A 22023-nucleotide genomic window follows, 5' to 3' on the forward strand; every position below is an offset into this window, starting at 1 on the left:
GGTGGGAGTCCGCCCGCAGCCCGTGCGGGCTGGCGAGCGTCGAGCGGCGCGGAGGATCGTGCATCGCGGGCCGCATCGGCAAGAGACGGCGCGGCGGGCGCCGACATGTCGGACGTGCGTGCTAACGCCTGCTTCCATGTCGCGCGCCGCCCCGAGGGTCCGCACCGTGTTCGCCTGCGCCGAGTGCGGGCAGCAGAGCCCGAAGTGGCTCGGCCAGTGCCCCGCCTGCAAGCAGTGGAACACGCTGCAGGAGGAGATCGCCGCCCCGGAGCCGAAGGTCGGCGCCGCGCCGCGCGGCTGGGGCACGCACGCCGCGGCGAAGCCGCTGCCGCTCCGCGAGGTGGAGGCGCGCGAGGAGGAGCGGCAGCGCACCGGGATCGGCGAGCTGGACCGGGTGCTGGGCGGGGGCGTCGTGCCCGGCGCGCTCGTGCTCCTCGGCGGCGACCCCGGCATCGGCAAGTCCACGCTCGTCCTCGCGGCGCTCGACCGGGTGGCCCGGGCGAACCCCGACCGCCCGGTGCTGTACGTCTCCGGCGAGGAGTCGGCGCGGCAGGTGAAGCTCCGGGCCGACCGGCTCGGCGTCGCCGCCCGGAACCTCCAGGTGCTCGCCGAGACCGACGCGCTCAAGGTGCTCCAGGCCGCCGAGGCGCTCGCCCCGGCCGCCGTGGCGGTGGACTCGATCCAGACGCAGTACCTGCCCGAGCTGCAGAGCGCGCCCGGCACGGTCACGCAGATCCGCGAGGTGACCGCGCGACTCATGGCGCTCGCCAAGACCACCGAGACGCCGATCTTCCTCATCGGGCACGTCACCAAGGACGGCAGCATTGCCGGGCCGCGCGTGCTCGAGCACATGGTGGACACGGTCCTCTACTTCGAGGGCGGCGGCGCCCACCCGTACCGCGTGCTCCGCGCGCACAAGAACCGCTTCGGCTCGGCCAGCGAGATCGGCGTGTTCGAGATGAAGGCGGGCGGGCTCGCGGAGGTGGCGAACCCGTCGGCGCTGTTCCTGGCCGAGCGCCCGGAGGACGCGCCCGGGAGCGCGGTGACGGCGGTGCTGAACGGCACGCGGACGGTGCTGGTCGAGGTGCAGGCGCTGGTGGCGCCCACCGGCTACGGCACGCCGCGGCGGACCGCGCTGGGCGTGGACGGCAACCGCGTGGCGCTGCTCGCGGCGGTGCTCGAGAAGAAGGTCGGCCTGGAGATCCTGCCCTGCGACCTGTTCGTCAACGTGGCCGGCGGGCTGTCGGTGGACGATCCCGCCGCCGACCTCGCCGTGGTCGCCGCCCTCGCCTCGAGCTTCCGGGAGCGCGCCCTGCCGGCGCGGACGCTGGTGCTGGGCGAGGTGGGCCTGGCGGGCGAGGTCCGGGCGGTGTCGCAGCCCGGGATCCGCCTGGCGGAGGCGGCGCGCCTCGGCTTCCAGCGCGCCATCGTCCCGGCGGCCAGCCTCCGGCACGCCGACGCGCCCGACGGGATCGAGCTGGTGGGCGTCACGACCGTCGCCGACGCCCTCGACCGGCTCGCGTAGCCCACACCCGCCCCCACGGGAACGGGTCGCCGGGTTGCGCCGGCGCGATCCCTCTCGCAAGATGATCCTGCGATGAGCCACGTCGTCCGACGCCTCCGCCCCGATGGCATCGTCGAGCTCCGGCCGCGGGACGTCCGGGTCGAGCGCCCGGAGTGGTACCTCGGCGCCTACACCACCTTCCTCGTCTCCGGGGCGCTGTTCATCAGCACCGCGGTCCCGGCGCAGCTCGTGGCGATCACCTTCCTCGGCTGCCTCCTCGGCGAGGTGTGCTTCGGGCTCCGCGCGCTCGCCGCGCTGCGCCGCCCGCTCGCCGAGGTCGAGGTGCTGGCGCAGGTCCGCCGACGGTGATCTCCACCGGGCGGGCCGCCCCGCCCGCCTCCGGTGACGCTTCCCCCGGGGCGGCTACGCCCCCTGGACCGCCTTCCGCCACTTGGCCACGTGCTGCTCTCTTTCCACGGGCTTCATCTTCGGCTCGAAGCGCTTCCCCACCTGCCAGGCGCGGCGGATCTCCTCGCGGTCCTTCCAGAAGCCCACCGCCAGGCCGGCCAGGAACGCGGCGCCGAGCGCGGTGGTCTCGATCATGCGCGGCCGCTCCACCGGCACCTCGAGCAGGTCCGCCTGGAACTGCATGAGCAGGTCGTTCTGAGAGGCGCCGCCGTCCACCTTGAAGACCGGGAACGGCTTGCCCGCCTCGGCGCGCATCGCCTCGGCGAGGTCGTGGATGAGGAAGGCGATCCCCTCGAGCGTGGCGCGCGCCAGGTGCGCCGCGGTGGTGCCGCGGTCGATGCCCGCGATGAGCCCGCGCGCCTCCGGCCGCCAGTGCGGCGCGCCCAGCCCCGCCAGCGCCGGCACGAACACCAGCTCGCCGGTGGACTTCACCTGCTTCGCGAGCGCCTCCACGTCGGGCGCGCGCGCGATGAGCCCAAGCCCGTCGCGGAGCCACTGCACCGCGGCGCCGGCGATGAACGAGGAGCCCTCCAGCGCGTACGCCGTCTCGCCCCCGACCGTCCACGCGACGGTGGTGAGCAGGCCGCGCGACGACATCACCGGCTCCGGCCCGACGTTCTGGAGCAGGAACGCGCCGGTGCCGTACGTGCACTTCGCCTCGCCCGGCCGGAAGCAGGCCTGGCCGAACAGCGCCGCCTGCTGGTCGCCGGCCATGCCCGCCACCGGGATGCCGTCCGGCAGCACCTTCACGCCGCGGGTGGTGCCGTACACCTCCGACGACGCGCGGATCTCCGGCAGCACGTTGGGCGGGACGCCGAACAGGTCCAGGAGCTCGCGATCCCAGCGCCGCTCCCGCAGGTCCATGAGCAGGGTGCGGCTCGCGTTCGAGACGTCGGTGACGTGCGCCGCGCCGCCGGTGAGCCGCCACACCAGGAAGCTGTCGATGGTCCCGAACGCCAGCGCGCCGGCCTCGGCCTTCTGCCGCGCGCCCTTGGTGTTGTCGAGCAGCCACCGCAGCTTCGTGGCGGAGAAGTACGGATCGAGCACCAGGCCGGTCCGCTCGCGCACCAGCGGCTCGTGCCCGGCGGAGCGGAGCTGCGCGCACGCGTCGGTGGTGCGGCGATCCTGCCAGACGATCGCGTGCGCCACCGGGCGCGAGGAGCGGCGCTCCCACAGCGCCGTGGTCTCGCGCTGGTTGGTGATGCCCACCGCGGCGACGTCGGAGCCGCGGATCCCCGCCTCGCGGAGCGCACGCTGCACGGTGGACACGGTCGAGCCCCAGAGGTCCTCGAGATCGTGCTCGACCCAGCCCGGCTTCGGGAAGATCTGCCGGAACTCCTGGTTCACCCGCGCGCGCGGCGAGAGGCGCCGGTCGAGGACCAGCACGGTGGTGCCGGTGGTGCCCTGGTCGATGGCGAGGACGTAGCTGGCCACGGTTCACCCCCTGCGCCGGCGCCCGGCCCGGGCCTTCGCCTTCGCCCCGCCCGCCGCCCTGGGCCGGCGCGGCGCCGCGCCGGGGTGGCGGCGGCCGCCCGGGATCGGCAGCGCCTCCAGGAAGCGCGCGGCCTCCTCGGCGCAGCGCTCCCGCTCCACGTCGATGCCCACGAGGTGCCAGCTCTCCGGCAGGACCCGCAGCGCGGCGGGGCCGGAGCCGATGCGCCGCGCCACGCGGCGCGCGCCGCCGAGCGTGACCGTGTGGTCGTGCCCGCCCGCGATGACCAGGGCCGGCGCGGCGATGCCCGGCAGCTGCGCGTCCACGTGGCGCGCCAGCTTCGCCAGCTCGGCCACGGCGCCGAGCGGCACGCCCGGGAAGGCGGGGTTCGCGGCGCGCATCTCGGGGTCGCGCACGTCGGAGCCGGCCGCCTTCGGGATCACCACGCGCCGGAGCGGGCCGAGCCGCCCCAGCAGCGCGCCCAGCCGGCCCTGGAGCTGCAGCTCCAGCGCCGGGGCCAGCAGCACGAGGCCGTCGGCACGCGCCGGGTGGTCGTGGGCCAGCGCACAGGCGACCAGCGCGCCCATCGAGCAGCCCACCAGGAACGTGCGGCGCGCGCCGGCGAGCCGCTCCAGGTCGCGCCGGGCCTGCGCGATCCACTCCGTGTACGAGACCTCGCCCAGCGCCGCGGGGCCGCCGGCGTGGCCGGCCATCCGCGGGGCGAGGCAGCGCATGCCGGCGGCGTGGAGCCGCTCCGCCACGGGGAGGACCTCGAACGTCGAGCCGGTGAGGCCGTGCAGCAGCAGGACCGCGTCGGGCCCACCGGGGAGCTCGAACTCGTCGCCGCGCGCGCTGGAGGTCCGGACCACGCTCCACGAGCGTTACCCCTGCCCGGGCCGTCTTTCAATCCTCCGCCTGCGGCCGGCCCCCTCGGGATGCGGGGCGAATTGACGCTGCGTGAAGCCGGCGCGGGGCGCGGCGATTCCTGTTAAGCCTGGGACATGTCCGACAAGCCCGCCGCCCCGCCGCCGCACGGCATCCCGGTGCAGATCGAGATCGACCCGGCCACCGCGCAGGGCGCCTTCGTCAACATGGCGATGGTGAACCACACCGAGACCGAGTTCACGCTCGACCTCATCTACGTCCAGCCGCAGGCGCCCAAGGCCACGGTGCGCGCGCGGGCGATCACCACGCCCAAGCACATGAAGCGGCTCCTGCTCGCCATCCAGGAGAACCTGGCGCGCTACGAGGCCCGCTTCGGGCCGGTCGAGCTGGGCGACGCGCCCGCGTTCCCGCAGGGCGGGATCGTGAACTGATCCGACGGGGACTGCGTCCCCGCCCCGCGAGCGGAGCTCGCGGGGGCCCACCCCTGCTTCGCGGGTCCCGTGACCGCTCGCGCCCGCCTCCGCGGGCGCGCGAGCGGTCCCCGCGGGGAGGGATTGCATCCCTCCCCGGCCTGCGGCCGGGGCCCCTCCCTGCACGTCGCATCCGCCGGTCCGCGGCGCGGCCGGCGGTCCGCCGGCTGAACGCGCGTTCAAGGCGCGCCGCCCGTGTTCCCGCGGGGTTGGCGCGGGCACGCCGGCTGCTCTCCCCGGCTCGCCGCCGCGCACCTCGCGCGGCGGTCCGAACCCACGGAGAGGCACATGAGCGACACGAACGGAAACCGGCGGCTCGCGGTCTACGCGATCCCCGAGAGCAAGGACGGCGAGAAGCGCTACTGGCCGCGCATCGGCGCGGCGTACGTGAACCGCGACGGCAGCATCACCCTGCAGCTCGACGCGCTGCCCATCGGCACCGCCACGCTCCAGGTGCGCGAGCCCAAGCCGCCGGCCGAGCGCGGCGGGACCGCCCCGGCGCGGCGCGACGGCTTCGAGACGGTGGAGGTGCACCCGTGATCCCGCGGTGGAGGGCGCTCGCGGTCGCGGCCGCGCTGCTCGCCGCGGCCCCGGCGCTCGCGGCGAAGAAGGCGCTCGCGCAGGGCGAGAAGGTGGACCTGAACCGCGCGCCGGTGGTGGAGCTGATGCGGCTGCCCGGCGTCGGCCAGCAGCGCGCGCAGGCCATCGTCGCGCACCGCACCCGGCAGCCGTTCCGCCGGGTGGAGGACGTGCTCGCGGTGAAGGGCCTCGGCCCTGCCTGGCTCGCGAAGGTTCGGGCCAACGTCACCGTGGGCGGCGCCGCCGCACCCGGGGCGCCTGCCGGGGCGCAGCGGACCGCCTCCGCGGGGCGGTGAGCGGGCCCGCGACCGGCCGGCCGCGCCCTGCGCCCGGCCGGCCGGTCCGGCATCCGTCCGCGCCCGCTCCGGAATCCTGGGCGCGCGTCCTCCGCGCTTGACGGGTCCGCGCGCCTCCGCTACTCCGGGGAAGCTTTTCGGCTCGGAGGAACAGGGAAGCCGGTCCAAGTCCGGCGCGGTCCCGCCACTGTAGCCGGGGTGAAGCACCCTCGACGTCGTCGCCACTGCCGCGGATGCTCGCGGCGGGAAGGTGGAGGGTGCCTGGCGGAGCGATGCTGCTCCGCGGCCCCGGAAGCCAGGAGACCTCCCTCCGGGTCCGCCGCGAATGGTTCGCGGTACGTGAAGTCCGCGGGTCCGAAGGAGACCCGGCGACTTGGACTCGAGGCCTCCCCTCGGGCGGCGCGCGCGCGCGCTCGCCCTCGTCTTCTCCGCCGTCGCCGGCGTCGCCCCGGGCGCCGCCGCGCGCGCCGACGATCCGCCCACCCACGCCGACGCCGGCGCGCCCGATCCCGGCGCCGCGCCGGTGGAGCTCGACGAGCTCGTCATCCGCGTCCCCGGGGCCGAGGCGACGCGCGATCCCACCGGCGCGGTCACCGTGGTCGAGGCCGGCCGCTACGCGGGCGAGGCCAAGGCGGTCGCCGAGCTGGTCGCCACCGCCCCCGGCGTGGCGGTCAGCGCGTACGGCGGCCTCGGCCAGCTCTCCACCGTGTCCATCCGCGGTTCGAGCGCGAGCGGCGTGCTCGTGCTGCTCGACGGCCTGCCGCTCAACACGGCGTTCGGCGGCGGCGTGGACCTGTCGACGCTTCCGCGCCAGTGGATCGAGCGCATCGAGGTGCTGCGCGGCGCCGAGGGCGCGCACTACGGCGCGGGCGCGCTGGGCGGCGTGGTGAACGTGGTCACGCGCGGCGGCGAGCCGGGGGGCTGGTCGGCCGAGGCGAGCGGGGGATCCTTCGGCACCGCCGCGGCGTCGGCCGAGGCGGCGGCGGGCGGGGAGCGCTGGACGCTGTTCGGCGCGGCGGGGGCGGAGCGGAGCGACGGGGACTTCACGTACCGGAGGCGCCCTCAGAGCTCGCTGCCCGGCAGCCCGTACCAGACGTTCACGCGCGAGAACAACGGCAGCGCCCGCGCCGGCGGGATCGCGAAGCTCACCGCGCGGCTGGGCGAGCGCCGCCTGGACGGGCTGCTGCAGCTCTCCGGCGGCCGCCGCGAGCTGGCCGGCTGGCCCGGCACCGACACCCCCGACGACTGGCAGCGCGACGCCCGCGCGCTCCTGTCGGTCCGGCTCTCCGGCGCCGGCCCCGTGCCCGGACTCACGCTGGGGGCGCGGCTCACCGGGCGCGCCGACCTGCTCGACACGCGCATCGGCAGCCTGTCCGGCGGCGACCCGGTGCACCAGCGCGGCGGCGCGGCGGGCACCGAGGCCGAGGCGGTGCTCCTCCACCCGCACGGCGCGCTCCGCGCCGCGCTGGGCGCGGAGGGCGAGGCGCTCCGCGCCGACGGGCTGGGCGACGCGCGGACCCGCGCGCAGCTCTCCGCCACGCTCTCCGAGGACGCGCGCCTCGCCGCCGGCCGGGTGCGCCTCTCGCCGGCGGTCCGGGCCGAGCGGGTGGGCCCGTTCGACGGCGTCTCCGCGAAGCTGGGCGGGAGCGTTCGCGTGGTCGGCCCGCTCTCGGCGCGCGCCAGCGCCGGCCGGACCTTCCGCGCCCCCGGCTTCGCCGAGCTCTACCTGCAGCAGGGGGGCGCGCTGCCCAACCCGACGCTCCGCCCCGAGACCGGCCGCTCCGCCGACGCCGCGCTCGTGGCGGAGGGCGCGCGCGGCATGGCGAGCGTGGGCGGCCACGTGACGCGCTACGAGGACCTCATCGTCTACCAGGCGAGCGCCCTCGGGCGGATGAAGCCCTTCAACACCGGCCGCGCCCAGGTCGCCGGCCTGGAGGTCGAGGCCGCCACCGCGCCGGCGCCGCGCCTGCTCGGCCTGTCGCTCGGCGCCGCGTACACCTACCTGCGCACCGAGACGCTGCGCGGCGAGGCGGCCGAGGTGGGCCAGGACCTGCCCTTCCGCCCCCGGCACCGGCTGTTCGCGCGCGCCGCGATCGCCCCCGGGCCGGCCGAGGCCCACCTCGAGGCCCACTACGTGGGCGCGCAGTGGCGGGACGCGCGCAACGCGGACCGCGTCCCCGAGGCGCTGCTCTGGAACGCGGGCGCCTCGGTGCGCCTCGCCCGCCGGGCCGGGCTGCGGCTCGGGCTCGAGGCGCGCAACCTGCTCGACGACCGCACGCTGACGGACCCCATCGGAAACCCGCTTCCCGGGCGCATGGTGATGATCACCCTGCGCGCCGGCTCGACCCCGACCCCAGGAGACCTCACCCCATGATCCGCATCCCCCTCCCCGCCCTCCGGGCGTCCCTCGCCGCGGCGGCGCTCGCGCTCGCGGCCTGCAGCAGCGACCCCGAGATCGTCTGCGCCGCCGGCGAGCAGGTCTGCGGCGGCGCCTGCACCTCGGTCGAGCTCGACTCCTCGAACTGCGGCGCGTGCGGCGCCGCCTGCGGCGCATACCAGGAGTGCAACGCGGGCGCGTGCGAGTGCGGCCCCGGCACGGTCGAGTGCGGCGGCGGCTGCGTGGACCTGTCCTCGGATCCCGCGAGCTGCGGCGCCTGCGGCGTCGCCTGCGGCACGGGACAGGTCTGCGCCGGCGGCGCCTGCGCCAGCGCCTGCCCCGCCGGGCAGCTCTCCTGCGGCGGCGCCTGCGCCGACCTGGCGTCGGATCGCTGGAACTGCGGCGCGTGCGGCGTGCGCTGCGATCGCGGCGAGAGCTGCCGCGAGGGCGCCTGCCGGCCGGACGTGTACGTGGCCTGCTTCGCCACCGACGACGTCCGCCCCGCGAACGCGGCGCTGCGCGCCGGCCTGCCCCGCGCGGCCGGCGACGGCCCCATCGCGCTGGGCGTTTCGGCCGGCCGGCTCTGGGCGGCGGCCTCGCTCTCGCACTCGCTCGTGGCCTTCCCGCTCGACCTCGGCGCGGCGGGCGTCGAGACGATGCTCGGCGGCGGCGACCTCGAGGCGCTGTCGGTCAGCGGCGACCGCCTGTGGGTCGCGAACGCGGCGGCGGGCTCGCTGGTGGTGTACGACGCGGCGGCGCGGCGGGTGGTGGACGAGGTCGTCCTCGGCACGACCGGCGTGAACCCGCGCTGGGTCGCCTTCGCGAACGGCCGCGCCTACGCGGCGCTGTACGGCCTCGACGCGACCTCGGGCGGCCAGGAGGTGGCGGTGATCGACCCGGCCACCGGCGAGATCCTGCGGCGGATCGACCTGCGGGCGCTCGCCGACGCCCCCGGCCTCCCCTTCCCGGCCCACGCCGTGGTGGCCGGCGGCCGCGTGTTCGTCACGCTGGCCAACCTGCGCCTGGGCGAGTGGGGCTACTACACCGACCCGGCGGGCAGCGGGAAGCTCGCGGTGATCGACCCGGCGGCGGACGACGCGCTGTCCTCCATCGACCTCGGCGACGGCTGCCTGAACCCGGGCGGCCTGGCCGCGAGCGCCGACGGGCGCATGCTGTGGGTCGCGTGCGGCGGGAGCGCCGCGGTGCTGCCGGTGGAGCTGGGCGAGGCCGGGGTCGTCACGCTGCACGCGCCGGTGGCCGCGCCCGACTTCTCGGCGCCGGGTAACATCGCGCTGTGCGGCCGCGATGCCTACGTCACCGACCAGTGGTCCGGCTCGGTGTGGCGCTTCGATCCCTCCACCGGCGAGCGCCTCGCCGCCGGCGAGATCTGCCCGGCCAGCCAGGCGGGCTGGGCCTGGGCCGCGGACGTCGCGTGCGCGCCGTAGCCGCCGGCTGCGCCGCGCTGGCGCTCGCGCTCGCGGCGCCGTCGGCGCGCGCCGGCGGGGTCGCGGACCTGCTGCGCCCGAGCGGCCGCGGCGCCGCCGAGGGCGGGACGGTGTGGGCCGGGCCCCGGCCCGCCGCGCCGCCCCGGCGCGTGGTGGTGCTCGCGCCGAGCCTCACCGACGTGGTGCTGGCGCTGGGGCTGGGCGACCGGCTGGTGGGCGTGACCCAGCTCGACGACGCGCCCGAGGTGCAGCACGTGCCGCGCGTGGGCGGCTTCATCGACCCGAACCCGGAGGCGATCCTCGGGCTCCGCCCCGACCTCGTGCTCTGGATCTCCGACGGCGGCGCGCTCGCGGCGGTGCGCCGGGTGGCCGAGCTCGCGCAGGCGTCGTCGCGCCCGTTCCCGGTGGTCGCCATCCCGGTGGTGAGCGTGGCCGACGTGCTCGCCACGCCGCGCATCGTGGGCGAGGCGCTGGGCGCGCCGGCGGCGGGGGCGCGGCTCTCCGCGGAGCTCGCGGCGGAGGTGGAGCGGGTGCGGACCCGCGCCGCGCCGCTGCCGCGCCGGCGCGCGCTCTTCCTGGTGGGCCGCGAGCCGCTGGTGGTGGCGGGGCCGGGCAGCTTCCCGGACGAGCTGCTGCGCATCGCGGGCGCGGTGAACGTGGTGGGCGGTTCGCGGCCCTGGCCAGTGTTCCCGCTGGAGCGCGCGGTGGCGCTCGATCCGGAGGTGGTGGTGGACGGCGCGCCGCAGGAGCCGGCCGAGGGCATCGTCCGCCTGTCCGCGATCCCGGCGGTGCGGCGGGGCGCGGTGGTGCGCCTCCCGGACGACGCCCTGCTGCGCCCCGGGCCGCGGATGATCCGCGGGCTGGAGGCGCTGTTCCGCGGGCTGCACCCGGAGGCGCGGTGAGCCTCTCCCGGCGCACCCGGCTCGCGCTGGCGCTCGCCGCCGGCGTGCTCGCGATCGCGGTCGCCGTGGCGATCTCCTGCGGGCTCGGCCCGCAGCCCATCTCGTTCCGGGCCGCCTGGGCCGGCGCCGATCCCGACGCGGCCATCCTGTTCGGCCTGCGGCTGCCCCGCGCGCTGCTCGCGGCGCTGGTCGGCTGCGCGCTCGCCGCGGCGGGCACCGCGCTCCAGGCGCTGCTCCGCAACCCGCTCGCCGAGCCGTTCGTGCTCGGGGTCTCGGGCGGCGCCGCGCTGGGCGGCTCGCTGGTGCTGGTCGCCGCCGCGGGCGTGACCCGGCTGGCGGGCCGCGCGGGCGAGGCGCTGGGCGGGGCGCCCCCGGTGGCGGCCGGCGCGGTGGCCGGGGCCGTGGCCGCGACCGCCGTCGTGTTCGGCCTGGGCCGGATCGGCGGCCGCCTGGTGCCCGAGGCCGCGCTGCTGGTCGGCATCGTGTTCAACGCGTTCGCGGCCGGCGTCATCACCCTGCTCAAGATGCTGGTCCCGCCGGAGCAGGCCGGCCGGCTCATGTACTGGCTGCTCGGCGCGGTCGGCTACGAGGCGCCGGGGACGCTGGCGCTCGGCGCCGTCCTGGTGCTGCTGTCGGTGGGCGCGCTGGTGGCGCTCTCGGCGCGGCTCAACCTGCTCACGCTCGGCGACGAGGAGGCCGCCTCGCTCGGCCTCGACGTGCGGCGCGACCGCGCCGCGGTGTTCTTCGCGGCGAGCGCGGCCACCGGCGCCGCGGTGGCGCTGGCCGGCATGGTGGGGTTCGTGGGGCTCATCGTCCCGCACCTGGTCCGGCGGGTGATCGGCCCCGACCACCGGCTGCTCGTGCCGGCCTCGGCGCTGTTCGGCGCCGCGTTCCTGGTGCTCGCCGACGCGCTGGCGCGCCTCGCGTTCCTGCCCCTCGGCACCGAGCCGCCGGTGGGCGCCGTGACGGCGTTCCTGGGTGGACCGTTCTTCCTGTGGCTGCTGCGACGGAGCGGGCGGCCCGAGGCGGAGGGCGCGCGATGAGGGAGCCGGCCGGCGGCGCGAGCGCGGCGCCCATGGTGGAGGTGCGCGGGGTCACCTTCCGCTACGGCGCCCACGCGGCGCTCGAGGACGTCTCGTTCTCGGCCCGGGAGGGCGAGTTCGTGGGGCTGCTGGGGCCGAACGGCGCGGGGAAGTCCACGCTGGTCCGGCTCATCGCCGGCCTGGCCGCGCCGGCCCGGGGCACGGTGCGCCTGACCGGCATGGACCCGGCCGCCGCCCCGCGCCGCGCGGTGGCGCGGGTGTGTGCGCTCGTCCCGCAGGAGCCGCGGCTCGGCTGGCCGTTCACCGTGCGCGAGGCGGTGATGATGGGCCGGGCGCCGCGGCAGGGCCTGCTGGCGGTGCCCTCCCGCTTCGACCACGGCGCGGTGCAGGGCGCCCTCGAGGCGTGCGACCTCGTGCACCTCGCCGGCCGCCGGCTCGACGCGCTCTCCGGCGGCGAGCGGCGCCGCGTGTTCTTCGCCCGCGCGCTCGCGCAGGAGCCACGGGTTCTACTACTCGACGAGCCCACCGCGTTCCTCGACCTCGGCCACCAGGTGGCCGCCATGCGGATGGCCCGCGTGGCCGCGCGTGGCGGCCTGTGCGTGGTCGCCGTGCTCCACGATCTCAACCTGGCCGCGGCCGCGTGCGACAGGCTGGTGGTGCTCTCGCGCGGGCGCGTGGTCGCGGAGGGGGCGCCGGACCAGGTGATCACGGCGGAGCGGGTGAGAGAGGTGTGGGAGGTGCCGGTGTGGCGCGGCGAGAACGGCGTCACCGGGGCGCCGGTGGTGCTGCCGGCGTTGGGGCGGGAGGGGTGAGCGCCGGCTCTGACGGGCGGGCGTTCATGGGCTGTGAGGGTGCGGCGGGGGTCGGGGGCGGTGCCGTGTGACCGGAACCGGGGTGGCGCGGATCGGCTCGCGAGCGGCCTGATGGTGAGCCGCGGGGCGCAGAGGCACGTGCGACGGCAGTCACTGTGAGTGACCGAATGCTTGCGGCCCAACGAGGACGCTCTGCGGGCTTGACGAGGTATGCGGGCGGGGCGGCGCCCTCGAGCGAAAGGGCTGCGGCGCAGGGCCGTGACGCGCTCCCGGGGCTGGGCTGCGCCGCGCGGACGTGAGCCGAGGAGGCGCGGAACCCTGCTCCCGTTGTCGCGTCCTGGGCCATCCTCGTGCGCTTTACGGATGGCGAAATTCGCGTGCGATGCTTCGTGCATGGACACCGCACTCGAGTTCACGAACCGCCTCGTCACCCTGCTCCGCTCCGAGCGCCACGCCATGGCCGAGTTTCTGGTTGCCCTGGCCGAGTTCGAACGGCGCGGGCTCTACCGGCAGCGGGGGCACACCTCGCTGTTCTCGTTCCTGCATCGGGAGCTGAAGCTCTCGGCGGGCTCCGCTCAGCTCCGCAAGACGGCGGCGGAGCTCATCAACCGTTTGCCGGCGGTCGAGGGCGCGCTCCGGGAGGGCAAGCTGTGCCTGTCCTCGGTCTGCGAGCTGGCGAAGGTGGTGACCACCGAGAACTGCGCGGAGATCCTGCCTCGGTTCTTCGGGCTGTCGAGCCGGGATGCTGCCGCCGTGGTCGCTTCCATCCGGCCGGTGGAGAACCCGCCCCGTCGCGAGGTCGTCGTGCCGATCCGGGCGACGTCTGCGCCGGCCGCGGTCACCACCTCTGCCGCGGCTCCGGCGGCGGCCTCGCGCGACGCTGCATCGCCGGCGCCCGCGCGGGTCGCCTTGTTTCATGCGCATGAAGTGAGAGCGCCGCCCTCCGGTCGCGCTGAGCCTGTAGAACGGCGAGCCTCCGAGGCCAGACCCGTCGCGAAGCCCACCTCCGTCGACTGGCTCGACGCCGACCAGGCGCGGATTCACCTCACCGTGTCCAAGGCGTTCCTGAAGAAGCTCGACGCGGGCCGTGATGCGCTCTCACACTCCATGCCGGGCGCCTCCCGCGAGAACGTCCTCGAGGCCGCTCTCGACCTGCTCCTCGCCGAGCGCGCGCGTCGGAAGGGGCTCACCGCGAAGCCGCAGAAGACGGTTCGTCCTTCCCGGCCGGACCACGTCCCGGCCCACGTTCGCCGCGAGGTCTGGGCGCGCGACGGCGGGCGTTGCACCTTCCCCCTCCCGTCCGGCGAGCCGTGTGGCGCCACGCACCAGCTCGAGCTCGACCACATCGTGCCGCGGGCGTGTGGAGGCGCCTCGACGGCCGACAACCTCCGGATCCGTTGCCGAGGGCACAACCTGGAGGAGGCGCGACGGGTCCTCGGGGACGAGGTGATGAACGCGTACGCACCGAGGAGCACGGCCAGCAGGGAGGGGCCCCGGCCGCAGGCCGGGGAGGGACGCAATCCCTCCCCGCGGGGACCGCTCGCGCGCCCGCGCATGCGGGCGCGAGCGGTCACGGGCCCCGCGACGCAGGAGTGGGGCCCCGACGGCTCCGCCGGCGGGGGGAGGGCGCAGCCCTCGACCTAATTGAACATGTAGATCTTCAGCGACGCCGCGATCTGGCGGGCGCTCGGGTCGCTCGTGCTCTGGCGGTAGCCGACGTCCACCGCGGCGCCGCTCTGGGCGGCGATGCCGAGGCCGGCGGACCACCAGTTCGTGTCGAGCGTCTCGTCCTTCATGAACCCGGCGCGCAGCGCCACCATGCGGCCGGCGAGCACCTCGGCGCCGACGGAGTAGCGGTTGCTGGTCTTGCCGAGCCGGTCGAGGTCGCTGCGCCAGTCGGCGGTGAGCTGCGCGCCCTGGTCGTTGCCGAGCGCCATGCCGGCGCCGAAGCCCATGGGCGCGATCTGGTCCTGGTGGATCGCCACCAGGTTGTAGCCGGCGGCGCCGAGCGAGAACAGGTCGGACACCTGCCAGAACAGGCCCGCGTCCACGGTCGCCGCGCGGATCTCCTCCCGACCGAGCGCGAGGGGGCCGCGCAGGTCGAGCCACTTGCCGGCCGCGCCGATCCACATCCGCTCCACCAGCGGCGTCACGAGCGCGAGCGTGAGCTGGTTGCCGACGGCGTCACCCTTGGCAGCGCGCGTGAAGGCGAAGCCGGCCGTCACCGACGAGGACATCGCGTCCACCACCGACGCGTTCAGGAACTGGCCGGGCGACTCGGCGCCGCGGCGGTCCAGCATGCCGCCCACCTCGAGCGCGTAGCGGCGCCGCGCGCCGACGGCGGCGGGGTTCACCGACAGTCCCTCGTTGTTGGCGGCCACGCCGATCGACGCGGACAGGCCGAGCGTCCTGGGGCCCGCCACGTCGGGGAGGCCGCCCGCGGGTGGAGCGTCGGCGGCGGCGGCGGCGCCCGCGACGAGGAGCGCGGCCGCATGACACAGGATCCTTGCGTGCACGTGCCGAGGATACGGGACGCGTCGCGTCCCCGGCAAGGACGCTTGTGGCGCGCGGACGCGAGCGTTAGCGTCGATCGCCACGCGGAGGTCGCCATGAACGTACGCGAGACCGAACGCTTCCGCCGGATCCTGGCGGCGCAGCTCGAGACGCTGGTGGGCCAGGGCGAGCGCGCCGTGCACGAGATGGCGGACGCGGAGGGGGGCGGCGAGGTCGCCATCCCGGATCCGAACGACCGCGCCACCGCGGAGGAGCGCCGCAACTGGGCGCTGCGCCTGCGCGATCGCGACCGCCGGCTCCTCGGCAAGGTCCAGGCGGCGCTGGCCCGGCTCGACGCGGGCACGTTCGGCACCTGCACGTCCTGCGGTGCGCCCATCAGCGCGGCGCGCCTGCGCGCGCGCCCGGTCACGGACCTGTGCATCGCCTGCAAGACCGAGGCGGAGCGCGTGGAGCGGCCGAGATAGCGCCCGGCCCGGGCGGTGCTCACCGGTGGTGCCTGGCCCGGGGCCGGGCTAGATTGGCGGCACCATGGCGCCCAAGAAGATCCGCAAGGCCGTGATCCCCGCCGCGGGCCTCGGCACCCGGTTCCTTCCCGCCACCAAGGCGGTCCCGAAGGAGCTGCTCCCGATCGTCGACACGCCGACCATCCAGTACATCGTGGCGGAGGCGGTGGCGGCCGGCGTCCGGGACATCATCCTCATCTGCGCGCGCGGCAAGGACTCGATCGTCGACCACTTCGACATCGCCGCGGAGCTGGAGGACCGGCTCGAGAAGGCGGGCAAGCGCGAGCTGCGCAAGCAGATGCGCGAGATCGCCCAGATGGCGAACGTGCTCACCATCCGCCAGCAGGAGCCGCTCGGGCTCGGGCACGCGGTGCTGTGCGCCCGCGACGCGATCGGCGACGAGCCGTTCGTGGTGATGCTGGGCGACGACATCATCGACGCGCCGGTGCCCGGCGCGAAGCAGCTCGCCGACTGCTGGGAGCGCCACGGCCTCGGCACGGTGGCGCTCATGGAGGTGCCGCGCGAGGACACGCACATGTACGGCATCGCCGCGGGCCAGGCGATGGACCCGCGCACCGTGCGCATCGACCGGCTGGTCGAGAAGCCCAAGGCGGATCCGCCCTCGAACCTGGCGGTGATCGGCCGATACGTCCTGCCCCCGCGCATCTTCGAGATCCTCGAGCGCGTGAAGCCGGGCGTGGGCGGCGAGATCCAGCTCACCGACGCGCTGGCGGTGCTGGCGCGCGAGGAGGGGCTGCTCGGCTACCAGTTCGAGGGCGAGCGCTACGACGCGGGCGACCGCTTCGGCTACCTGAAGGCCAACATCCTGTACGCGATGAAGCGCCCCGAGCTGGCGGGGCCGCTGCGCGCGCTCATGAAGGAGCTCGTCAAGTGAACCTCCGCCGCCTGGCCGCGGCCGCCGCCCTCGCGGCGGCGATGCCCTCGCTCGCCTACGTCCTCCACACCTCCGCCGTGCTGCGGCGCATGGGCGAGAAGCGCGCGTCGCTGTCGCTCTCCGCGCTCGAGGTGACCGGCACCGTCCAGGTGGAGGGACCGGCCGCCGAGCGGCTCGCGTCCGCCGCCGGGCTGCAGCGCTCGGCCACCGGCGAGGTGTCCGCGCCGGCCCGCTTCCTCATGAAGGTCCCGGGCCGCTGCCGGCTCGAGCTCGCGCCCGCGGGCGTCGCCGAGGCGCAGCGCCCGGCGGTGTCGCTCGCCCGCGACGGGCGGCTCTCCGGGCGCGGCGGGCTCGAGCAGGTCCCCGCCGCGGCGGCGCTGGTCCGGGCCGCCTGCGCGCTGCTCGCGACGTCGACGGCCGGCGACGCCGCCGGCGCCTACGCGGCCGCGCTGTCGCGGCGCGGCGTGGCGGTCTCGGAGATCGGCCTGGGCCGGTTCGACGGGCGGCTCGCGTACGTGATCGGCGGGCGCTCGCGCGAGGGCCGGCCGGTCGCGTTCGTGGACAAGGAGGCGTTCCAGCCGATGCGCCTCGTCGCGGCCGAGGGCGGGGCCCTCCAGGACGTGCGGCTGCTGGGCTGGGGATCGCCGGCGGGCGGCGACTGGTTCCCTCGCGCCGTCGAGGTGGCGGAGCAGGACGCGCTGCGCCTGCGCTTCACGACCGAGCGCGCGCACGCCAACCCGGCCCTGCCCGACGCGGGGTGGTGAGGCGCGCCGCCGGCGGGGCCGCCGCGGCGGCCCCGGGGCGGGCGGGCCGCGCGCCGCGTCAGGCCAGCGCGCGCGAGGAGCCGTCCTCCTCGGTGTCGGGCTCGACGTCGGTGCGGTACTTGCGCAGCACGCGCTTGAAGTTGGAGCGGTCCATGCCGGCCTTGCGCGCGGCGGCGGAGATGTTGCCGTCGCAGGCGCGCATGAGCGCCTCGACGTAGCCCTTCTCGAACCGGCGCAGCGCCTGCTCCTTGGCGGCGGCGTAGGAGAGCGCCAGCCAGGCGGCCTCGTCGCCGGACGCCGGCGCCTCGCGCACCAGCGGCGCGGTGCGGCCGGTCACCGCCGGCGGGAGATCGCCGGGCACCACCGAGTCGCCCCGGCACAGCACCACCGCGCGCTCGATCGCGTTCTCCAGCTCGCGCACGTTGCCCGGCCAGCGGTAGCCGCACATGAGCTCGAGCGCCTCGGGCGCGACCGTCCGGACCTTCTTGCCCAGCCGCTCGGCGTAGCGGCGCACGAAGTGGTGCGCGAGCAGCGGGATGTCCTCGACGCGCTCGCGCAGCGGCGGCAGCGGGATGTTGATGACGTTCAGCCGGTAGAACAGGTCCTCGCGGAACCGGCCGGCCTTCACCAGCTTGGGCAGGTCCCGGTGCGTGGCGGCGAGCACCCGCACGTCCACCCGCACCGGATCGGCCGAGCCGACCCGCTTGATCTCGCCCTCCTGCAGCACGCGCAGCAGGCGCACCTGGGTCGAGAGCGGGATGTCGCCGATCTCGTCCAGGAAGATGGTGCCGCCGTCGGCCGCGTCGAACAGGCCGCGCTGGTCGCGCTGCGCGCCGGTGAACGCGCCCTTCACGTGCCCGAACAGCTCGGACTCGAGCAGCGTCTCGGTGAGGGCGCCGCAGTTCAGGGCGACGAACGGGTGGCTGCGGCGCGGGCTGCGGGTGTGGAGCGCGCGCGCGACCAGCTCCTTGCCGGTGCCGCTCTCGCCGGTGATGAGCACGGTGGTGGCGCTGTACGCCACCGCCTCGACCATCCGCGTCACCTCGCGCATGGGCGCGGAGGTGCCCACCAGCCCCTCCGACGGCGTGCCCTCGCGCTCGCGCAGCGCGCTCTCGAGCTGGCGGTTGCGGTCGAAGAGCATCTTGCGCTCGGCCGCCTTCGCCACCGCGCGCGCCACCACCTCCACGTCCTCGAACGGCTTGGTGAGGTAGTCGTAGGCGCCGGCGCGGACCGCGGCGAGCGCGGTCTCCACCGTGGCGTGGCCGGTCATCATGATGACCTCCACCTCCGGCCGGCGGTGCTTCACCGCGTTGAGCAGCTCGAGGCCGGAGAGCTGGGGCATCTTGATGTCGAACAGCGCGACGTCGAAGTCCTCCTGCGCGAGCCGCTGCGTGGCCGCGATGGAGGAGTCGAGGCCGATGACCTCGTGCCCCTTCCGCCGCAGCAGCGCCTCCATGGCGCGCAGCAGCGTCGGCTCGTCGTCCACCACCAGCACGCGGGCCGGCCGCGCCTCGGTTGCCTCGTTCATGGGACCGCTTCTCCTCGCTCGTGCCTCGGTTGCACCGCCGGGAGCTCGAGCACGAAGCAGGCCCCACGGTGCGGGCCGGGCTGCTCGAGGCGGATGGTCCCGCCGTGCTCCTCGACGATCTGGTAGCAGATGGAAAGGCCCAGGCCGGTGCCCTGGCCCTCGGGCTTGGTGGTGAAGAACGGCTCGAAGATCCGCAGCGCGGCGTCCTCGGGGACGCCCGGGCCGGTGTCGGCCACCGACAGGCGCAGCCGCCCGGGCGCGGCGGGGCCCACCGCGACGGTGACCGTGCCGCGATCGCCCATGGCCTGCAGCGCGTTCACCAGCAGGTTCACCACCACCTGCTGGAGCTGGTTGCCGTTGCCGATCGCGACCGCCGGCTCGAACCGGCGCACCACCTCGAAGCGGCCGGCGCGGAGCTGCGGCGAGAGCAGGAACAGCGCGTCGTCCACGACCTGGCGCAGGTCCACCGGGCCGCGCTCCTCCTCGCGCGGGCGGCGCGAGAAGCGGAGCAGCGACTCCACGATGCGCTTGGCGCGGTTCGCGGCGTCCTGGATGAGCCGCAGGCTCTCCATGTCCTCGGGCGAGCGCTCCTCGCGGCTCATGAGCTGCGCGAACGCCAGGATCCCGCCGAGCGGGTTGTTGATCTCGTGCGCCACGCCGCCGGCGAGCTGCCCCACCGCGGACATCTTCTCCGCGTGGAACAGGCGCCGGCTCACCTCGCGCTCGTCGGTGACGTCCTTGAACGTGACCACCAGCCCGCCGTCGCCGAACGGGAACGAGCGGATCATCCAGGTGCGGTCGCCGAACGCGAGCTCGCGCTCGGCGGTGCCGCCGCGCGGCAGGTCGCAGCAGGCCGGGCACGGGAGCACGCCGAACGCGTGCTCGCGGCAGCGGAGGCCGGCGACCTGGGTGATGGCCACGCCGGCGGCGCGGGCGAAGGCGGCGTTGGCGCGCGCGACCTCGCACCCTCCGCCCCGGAAGATCGCGAGCGGGTCGCCGATGGCGTCGAAGCTGGCGCGCCACTCCTCGGCGGCCCGCACCAGCGCGACGGAGCGCGCCGCGAGCTGGCCGTCGAGATCGCGGTTCAGCCGCTCGAGCTGCGCGTTGCGCTCGGCGAGGAGCTGCTCGAGCCGCCGGTTCTCCTCGAGCATCCAGTGCTGGTCCACCGCGCTCTGGACGGTGATGCGCAGGTGCGCGTCGTCCCAGGGCTTCCAGATGAACCGGAAGATCTCCGACCGGTTCACCGCCTCCTCGATGACCGCCGAGTCGGCGTGGCCGGTGAGGAGCACGCGCTGCACGGTGGGCCAGCGCTCCTTCACGATCCGCAGCAGCTCCACCCCGGAGGTGCCCGGCATGCGGTGGTCGGAGACCACCACCTGCACCGGCTCGCGCTCCAGCAGCGCCAGCGCGCCGCTCGCGTCGCCCGCGTCGATCACCCGGCAGCGCGACCGGCGCAGCACGCGGGCGAGCGCGCGGCGCACGTGCTCGTCGTCGTCCACCACCAGGACGGTGGAGTCGGGGCGGGCTTCCAGCGCGCCGCTGCCGGCATGGAACTCCGGAGGTACCATCGGATGCGCCCTCGAAGGTGCACAGAGGGGTCCAGCCGGTTCACGCGGAGAGCGCCCTGTTTCCGGGCGGTTGGGCGGCTCGTTCCCCGGGTCGTTCATCGCCCCCGGGTGATATCACACCCTCCGGGTTTCTGCGTACCGGACCCGCGGTACAGCGTCACCCGCCCTCTAACGGTCGCCCGCCTCGTACCGGTACGCCTGCGCCTGGTAGAGACAAATCGTGTTCCGTCCCGCCTTCTTGGCCTGGTACAGCGCCTCGTCCGCGTACCGGACCAGCGCCTCGGGCGAGCCGATGTCCTTCGAGGGGTAGAACGCGATGCCCATCGATGCGGTCACCTGGATGCTGGTCTCGGGTCCCGTCGACCCAGCCGGAACGGGGTAACTCCGGGCGGACAGCTCCTTCCAGATCCGCTCCGCCACCGCGAGCGCGCCCGAGAGGTGCGTCTTGGGGAGGATGACGGCGAACTCCTCGCCGCCGTAGCGCGCGCAGATGTCGGGATCGCGCGTGGAGGCCCGGAGCTGCTCGGAGGCGCCGCGCAGCACGAGATCGCCGAACGGGTGGCCGTAGCGGTCGTTCACGAGCTTGAAGTGGTCCAGGTCGATCATGATGAGCGACACGGGATCCGAGTAGCGGTGGGCGCGCCGGAACTCCTCCTGCAGCCGCTCGTCGAACGCGCGCCGGTTCTTGAGGCCGGTGAGGTCGTCGGTGAGCGTCTGCTCGCGGAGCCGCCGCTGCGTCTCGCGGAGCTGGTCCTGGAGCGTCTTGATGCGGAGCATCGCCGCGCAGCGCGCCAGGATCTCCGCCTCGGCGAACGGCTTCGCGAGGAAGTCGTCGGCGCCGATGCGCAGGCCGGCGACCTTCGAGTCCAGGTCCGACTTCACGGACAGGATGATCACCGGGATGAACTGGTCCTCGGGCCGCGCCTTCACGATGCGCAGCACCTCGAGCCCGTCCATGTCCGGCAGGATCATGTCGAGCAGCACCAGGTCGGGCGGCTCGCCGCGCACCTTGCGGATCGCGTCCTTGCCGTCCGCGGCGGTGCGGACGTCGTACCCCTCGCGCTCGAGCACCCGCACCAGCCAGTCGAGCTGGGTGCGGGAGTCGTCCACCACCAGGATCTTGGCGCGCAGGGGCATCCGAGCCCGGAAACATACCTGCTTCCGCGCACCTCCGCCACGCACCGGCCGCGCGGCACGGCGCGCCGTCCCCGGCCTGCCGCCCACATCGGGAGCGTTCCTCGAGCCCCGCCCAAGGGCATAGGTTCGCCCCATGCCGGGCCGGGCGCGCATCGAGGAGCAGGGGGCGATCCTGGCCGCGGTCCTGGCCCGCGCGCGGGCCGGCGCGCCGGACGGCGTGGTGGTGTTCGACCTCGACTCGACGCTGCTCGACAACCGGTCGCGACAGGCGCGCATCCTGCGCGACTACGGGCGCGCGGCGGGCGTGCCCGCGCTGCTCGGCGCGCGCCCCGAGCACTGGACGAGCTGGGACCTCGCGGCCGCGCTCCACGCCGCGGGGCTCCCGCCGGACGAGGTGGCGCGCCACCTGCGGCCCGCGCGCGCGTTCTGGGCCGAGCGGTTCTTCACGAGCGCCTACTGCCGGCTCGACGTGCCGCTGCCGGGCGCGGCCGGGCTCGTGCGCGCGACCGCGGAGGCCGGCGCGATCGTGGCCTACGTCACCGGGCGGCCGGTGGCGATGGAGGCGGGGACGCTGGAGGTGTTCCGGGCGGCCGGCTTCCCGCTGCCGGACGGCGCCCGCGCGCACCTGCTCATGAAGCCGGACGAGGCGCTGGGCGACGAGGCCTGGAAGGCGCTCGCGCGCGGCCGCGTGGAGCGCATCGGGCCGGTGGTGGCGGCGTTCGACAACGAGCCGGCCCACGTGAACGCCTACGCGCGCGCCTGGCCCGACGCGCTCTGCGTGCACCTCGACACCGACCACTCCGGCCGGCCGGTGGAGGTGCTCGCGCGCGTCCCCTCCATCCGCGACTTCCGCCTGGCGCCCGCGGCCGCCGAGGCGCCCGCCGCCGGCGCCTAGGCCGCG

The 22023-nt window shown here is 75.9% G+C and carries 21 protein-coding genes and 1 riboswitch; of the genes, 15 read left to right on the forward strand and 6 right to left on the reverse strand.

The annotated features are described in order from the left end of the window. Positions 1 to 136 precede the first annotated feature (136 nt). Both radA and ANAEK_RS17815 read left to right on the forward strand, forming a co-directional pair. Entirely contained in the window at positions 137 to 1525 is a 1389-nt protein-coding gene (radA, locus tag ANAEK_RS17810; protein WP_012527520.1) for a DNA repair protein RadA, read from the forward strand. A gap of 72 nt (positions 1526 to 1597) precedes the next feature. Continuing rightward, complete coding sequence (locus tag ANAEK_RS17815; RefSeq protein ID WP_012527521.1) at positions 1598 to 1873, forward strand: hypothetical protein; 276 nt, start codon at positions 1598 to 1600, stop codon at positions 1871 to 1873. 54 nt (positions 1874 to 1927) lie between these two features. Here ANAEK_RS17815 and glpK read toward each other — a convergent pair whose 3' ends face one another. Both glpK and ANAEK_RS17825 read right to left on the reverse strand, forming a co-directional pair. Continuing rightward, on the reverse strand, positions 1928 to 3406 hold the full coding sequence (glpK, locus tag ANAEK_RS17820; protein WP_012527522.1) for a glycerol kinase GlpK: 1479 nt from the start codon (positions 3404 to 3406) through the stop codon (positions 1928 to 1930). 3 nt (positions 3407 to 3409) lie between these two features. Next, positions 3410 to 4273 carry a carboxylesterase gene (locus ANAEK_RS17825; RefSeq protein WP_012527523.1) on the reverse strand — a complete coding sequence of 288 codons (864 nt, stop codon included), beginning with the start codon at positions 4271 to 4273 and terminating at the stop codon, positions 3410 to 3412. Between the two features lie 132 nt (positions 4274 to 4405). Between ANAEK_RS17825 and ANAEK_RS17830 the strand changes: the two genes are divergently transcribed. The 9 genes from ANAEK_RS17830 (at position 4406) to ANAEK_RS17870 (ending at position 13857) form a co-directional block, all read left to right on the forward strand. After that, the gene (locus ANAEK_RS17830; RefSeq protein WP_012527524.1) at positions 4406 to 4720 is read left to right on the forward strand and encodes a DUF3467 domain-containing protein; all 315 of its coding nucleotides are present in this window, start codon (positions 4406 to 4408) and stop codon (positions 4718 to 4720) included. A 327-nt stretch (positions 4721 to 5047) separates the two neighbouring features. Continuing rightward, on the forward strand, positions 5048 to 5299 hold the full coding sequence (locus ANAEK_RS17835) for a hypothetical protein (RefSeq protein ID WP_012527525.1): 252 nt from the start codon (positions 5048 to 5050) through the stop codon (positions 5297 to 5299). Next, entirely contained in the window at positions 5296 to 5634 is a 339-nt protein-coding gene (locus ANAEK_RS17840; protein WP_012527526.1) for a helix-hairpin-helix domain-containing protein, read from the forward strand. The genes ANAEK_RS17835 and ANAEK_RS17840 overlap by 4 nt, the downstream gene beginning before the upstream one ends. Before the next feature lie 149 nt (positions 5635 to 5783). Further along, positions 5784 to 5940, forward strand: a riboswitch (cobalamin riboswitch). A gap of 67 nt (positions 5941 to 6007) precedes the next feature. After that, a complete protein-coding gene (locus ANAEK_RS17845; protein WP_012527527.1) occupies positions 6008 to 8008 on the forward strand; it encodes a TonB-dependent receptor in 2001 nt (666 codons plus the stop codon). Next, positions 8005 to 9456, forward strand: coding sequence for an MXAN_6577-like cysteine-rich protein (locus tag ANAEK_RS17850; RefSeq protein ID WP_012527528.1), 1452 nt, complete (start codon positions 8005 to 8007; stop codon positions 9454 to 9456). The genes ANAEK_RS17845 and ANAEK_RS17850 overlap by 4 nt, the downstream gene beginning before the upstream one ends. Then, a complete protein-coding gene (locus ANAEK_RS17855) occupies positions 9444 to 10358 on the forward strand; it encodes an ABC transporter substrate-binding protein (RefSeq protein ID WP_012527529.1) in 915 nt (304 codons plus the stop codon). Before ANAEK_RS17850 ends, ANAEK_RS17855 begins: the two co-directional genes overlap by 13 nt. After that, positions 10355 to 11401, forward strand: a complete 1047-nt coding sequence (locus ANAEK_RS17860; protein ID WP_012527530.1) for an iron ABC transporter permease — start codon at positions 10355 to 10357, stop codon at positions 11399 to 11401. The genes ANAEK_RS17855 and ANAEK_RS17860 overlap by 4 nt, the downstream gene beginning before the upstream one ends. Continuing rightward, positions 11398 to 12213, forward strand: coding sequence for an ABC transporter ATP-binding protein (locus ANAEK_RS17865; protein WP_012527531.1), 816 nt, complete (start codon positions 11398 to 11400; stop codon positions 12211 to 12213). The genes ANAEK_RS17860 and ANAEK_RS17865 overlap by 4 nt, the downstream gene beginning before the upstream one ends. 393 nt (positions 12214 to 12606) lie before the next feature. Then, positions 12607 to 13857, forward strand: coding sequence for an HNH endonuclease (locus ANAEK_RS17870; protein ID WP_012527532.1), 1251 nt, complete (start codon positions 12607 to 12609; stop codon positions 13855 to 13857). Here the strand turns inward: ANAEK_RS17870 and ANAEK_RS17875 are convergent. Continuing rightward, positions 13854 to 14729 carry a hypothetical protein gene (locus ANAEK_RS17875; protein ID WP_012527533.1) on the reverse strand — a complete coding sequence of 292 codons (876 nt, stop codon included), beginning with the start codon at positions 14727 to 14729 and terminating at the stop codon, positions 13854 to 13856. The genes ANAEK_RS17870 and ANAEK_RS17875 overlap by 4 nt on opposite strands. A 93-nt stretch (positions 14730 to 14822) precedes the next feature. Here ANAEK_RS17875 and dksA point away from each other — a divergent pair, with 93 nt between their 5' ends. The 3 genes from dksA (at position 14823) to ANAEK_RS17890 (ending at position 16889) form a co-directional block, all read left to right on the forward strand. Further along, positions 14823 to 15191: an RNA polymerase-binding protein DksA gene (gene dksA, locus ANAEK_RS17880; RefSeq protein ID WP_012527534.1), complete on the forward strand. Its 369-nt coding sequence runs from the start codon at positions 14823 to 14825 to the stop codon at positions 15189 to 15191. A 64-nt stretch (positions 15192 to 15255) separates the two neighbouring features. Further along, positions 15256 to 16125: a UTP--glucose-1-phosphate uridylyltransferase GalU gene (galU, locus tag ANAEK_RS17885; protein ID WP_012527535.1), complete on the forward strand. Its 870-nt coding sequence runs from the start codon at positions 15256 to 15258 to the stop codon at positions 16123 to 16125. Next, on the forward strand, positions 16122 to 16889 hold the full coding sequence (locus ANAEK_RS17890; protein WP_012527536.1) for a hypothetical protein: 768 nt from the start codon (positions 16122 to 16124) through the stop codon (positions 16887 to 16889). The genes galU and ANAEK_RS17890 overlap by 4 nt, the downstream gene beginning before the upstream one ends. Positions 16890 to 16947: 58 nt before the next feature. Here ANAEK_RS17890 and ANAEK_RS17895 read toward each other — a convergent pair whose 3' ends face one another. The 3 genes from ANAEK_RS17895 to ANAEK_RS17905 all read right to left on the reverse strand — a co-directional run bounded on the left by ANAEK_RS17895 (position 16948) and on the right by ANAEK_RS17905 (position 21122). Further along, a complete protein-coding gene (locus ANAEK_RS17895) occupies positions 16948 to 18417 on the reverse strand; it encodes a sigma-54 dependent transcriptional regulator (RefSeq protein ID WP_012527537.1) in 1470 nt (489 codons plus the stop codon). Then, positions 18414 to 19985: an ATP-binding protein gene (locus ANAEK_RS17900; RefSeq protein WP_012527538.1), complete on the reverse strand. Its 1572-nt coding sequence runs from the start codon at positions 19983 to 19985 to the stop codon at positions 18414 to 18416. The genes ANAEK_RS17895 and ANAEK_RS17900 overlap by 4 nt, the downstream gene beginning before the upstream one ends. Before the next feature lie 168 nt (positions 19986 to 20153). Further along, positions 20154 to 21122, reverse strand: a complete 969-nt coding sequence (locus ANAEK_RS17905; RefSeq protein ID WP_012527539.1) for a diguanylate cyclase — start codon at positions 21120 to 21122, stop codon at positions 20154 to 20156. 133 nt (positions 21123 to 21255) lie between these two features. Between ANAEK_RS17905 and ANAEK_RS17910 the strand changes: the two genes are divergently transcribed. Beyond that, the gene (locus tag ANAEK_RS17910; RefSeq protein WP_012527540.1) at positions 21256 to 22017 is read left to right on the forward strand and encodes a hypothetical protein; all 762 of its coding nucleotides are present in this window, start codon (positions 21256 to 21258) and stop codon (positions 22015 to 22017) included. The last annotated feature ends 6 nt before the right edge of the window (positions 22018 to 22023 follow it).

The sequence above is a fragment of the Anaeromyxobacter sp. K genome (assembly GCF_000020805.1).
GTDB lineage: Bacteria > Myxococcota > Myxococcia > Myxococcales > Anaeromyxobacteraceae > Anaeromyxobacter > Anaeromyxobacter dehalogenans.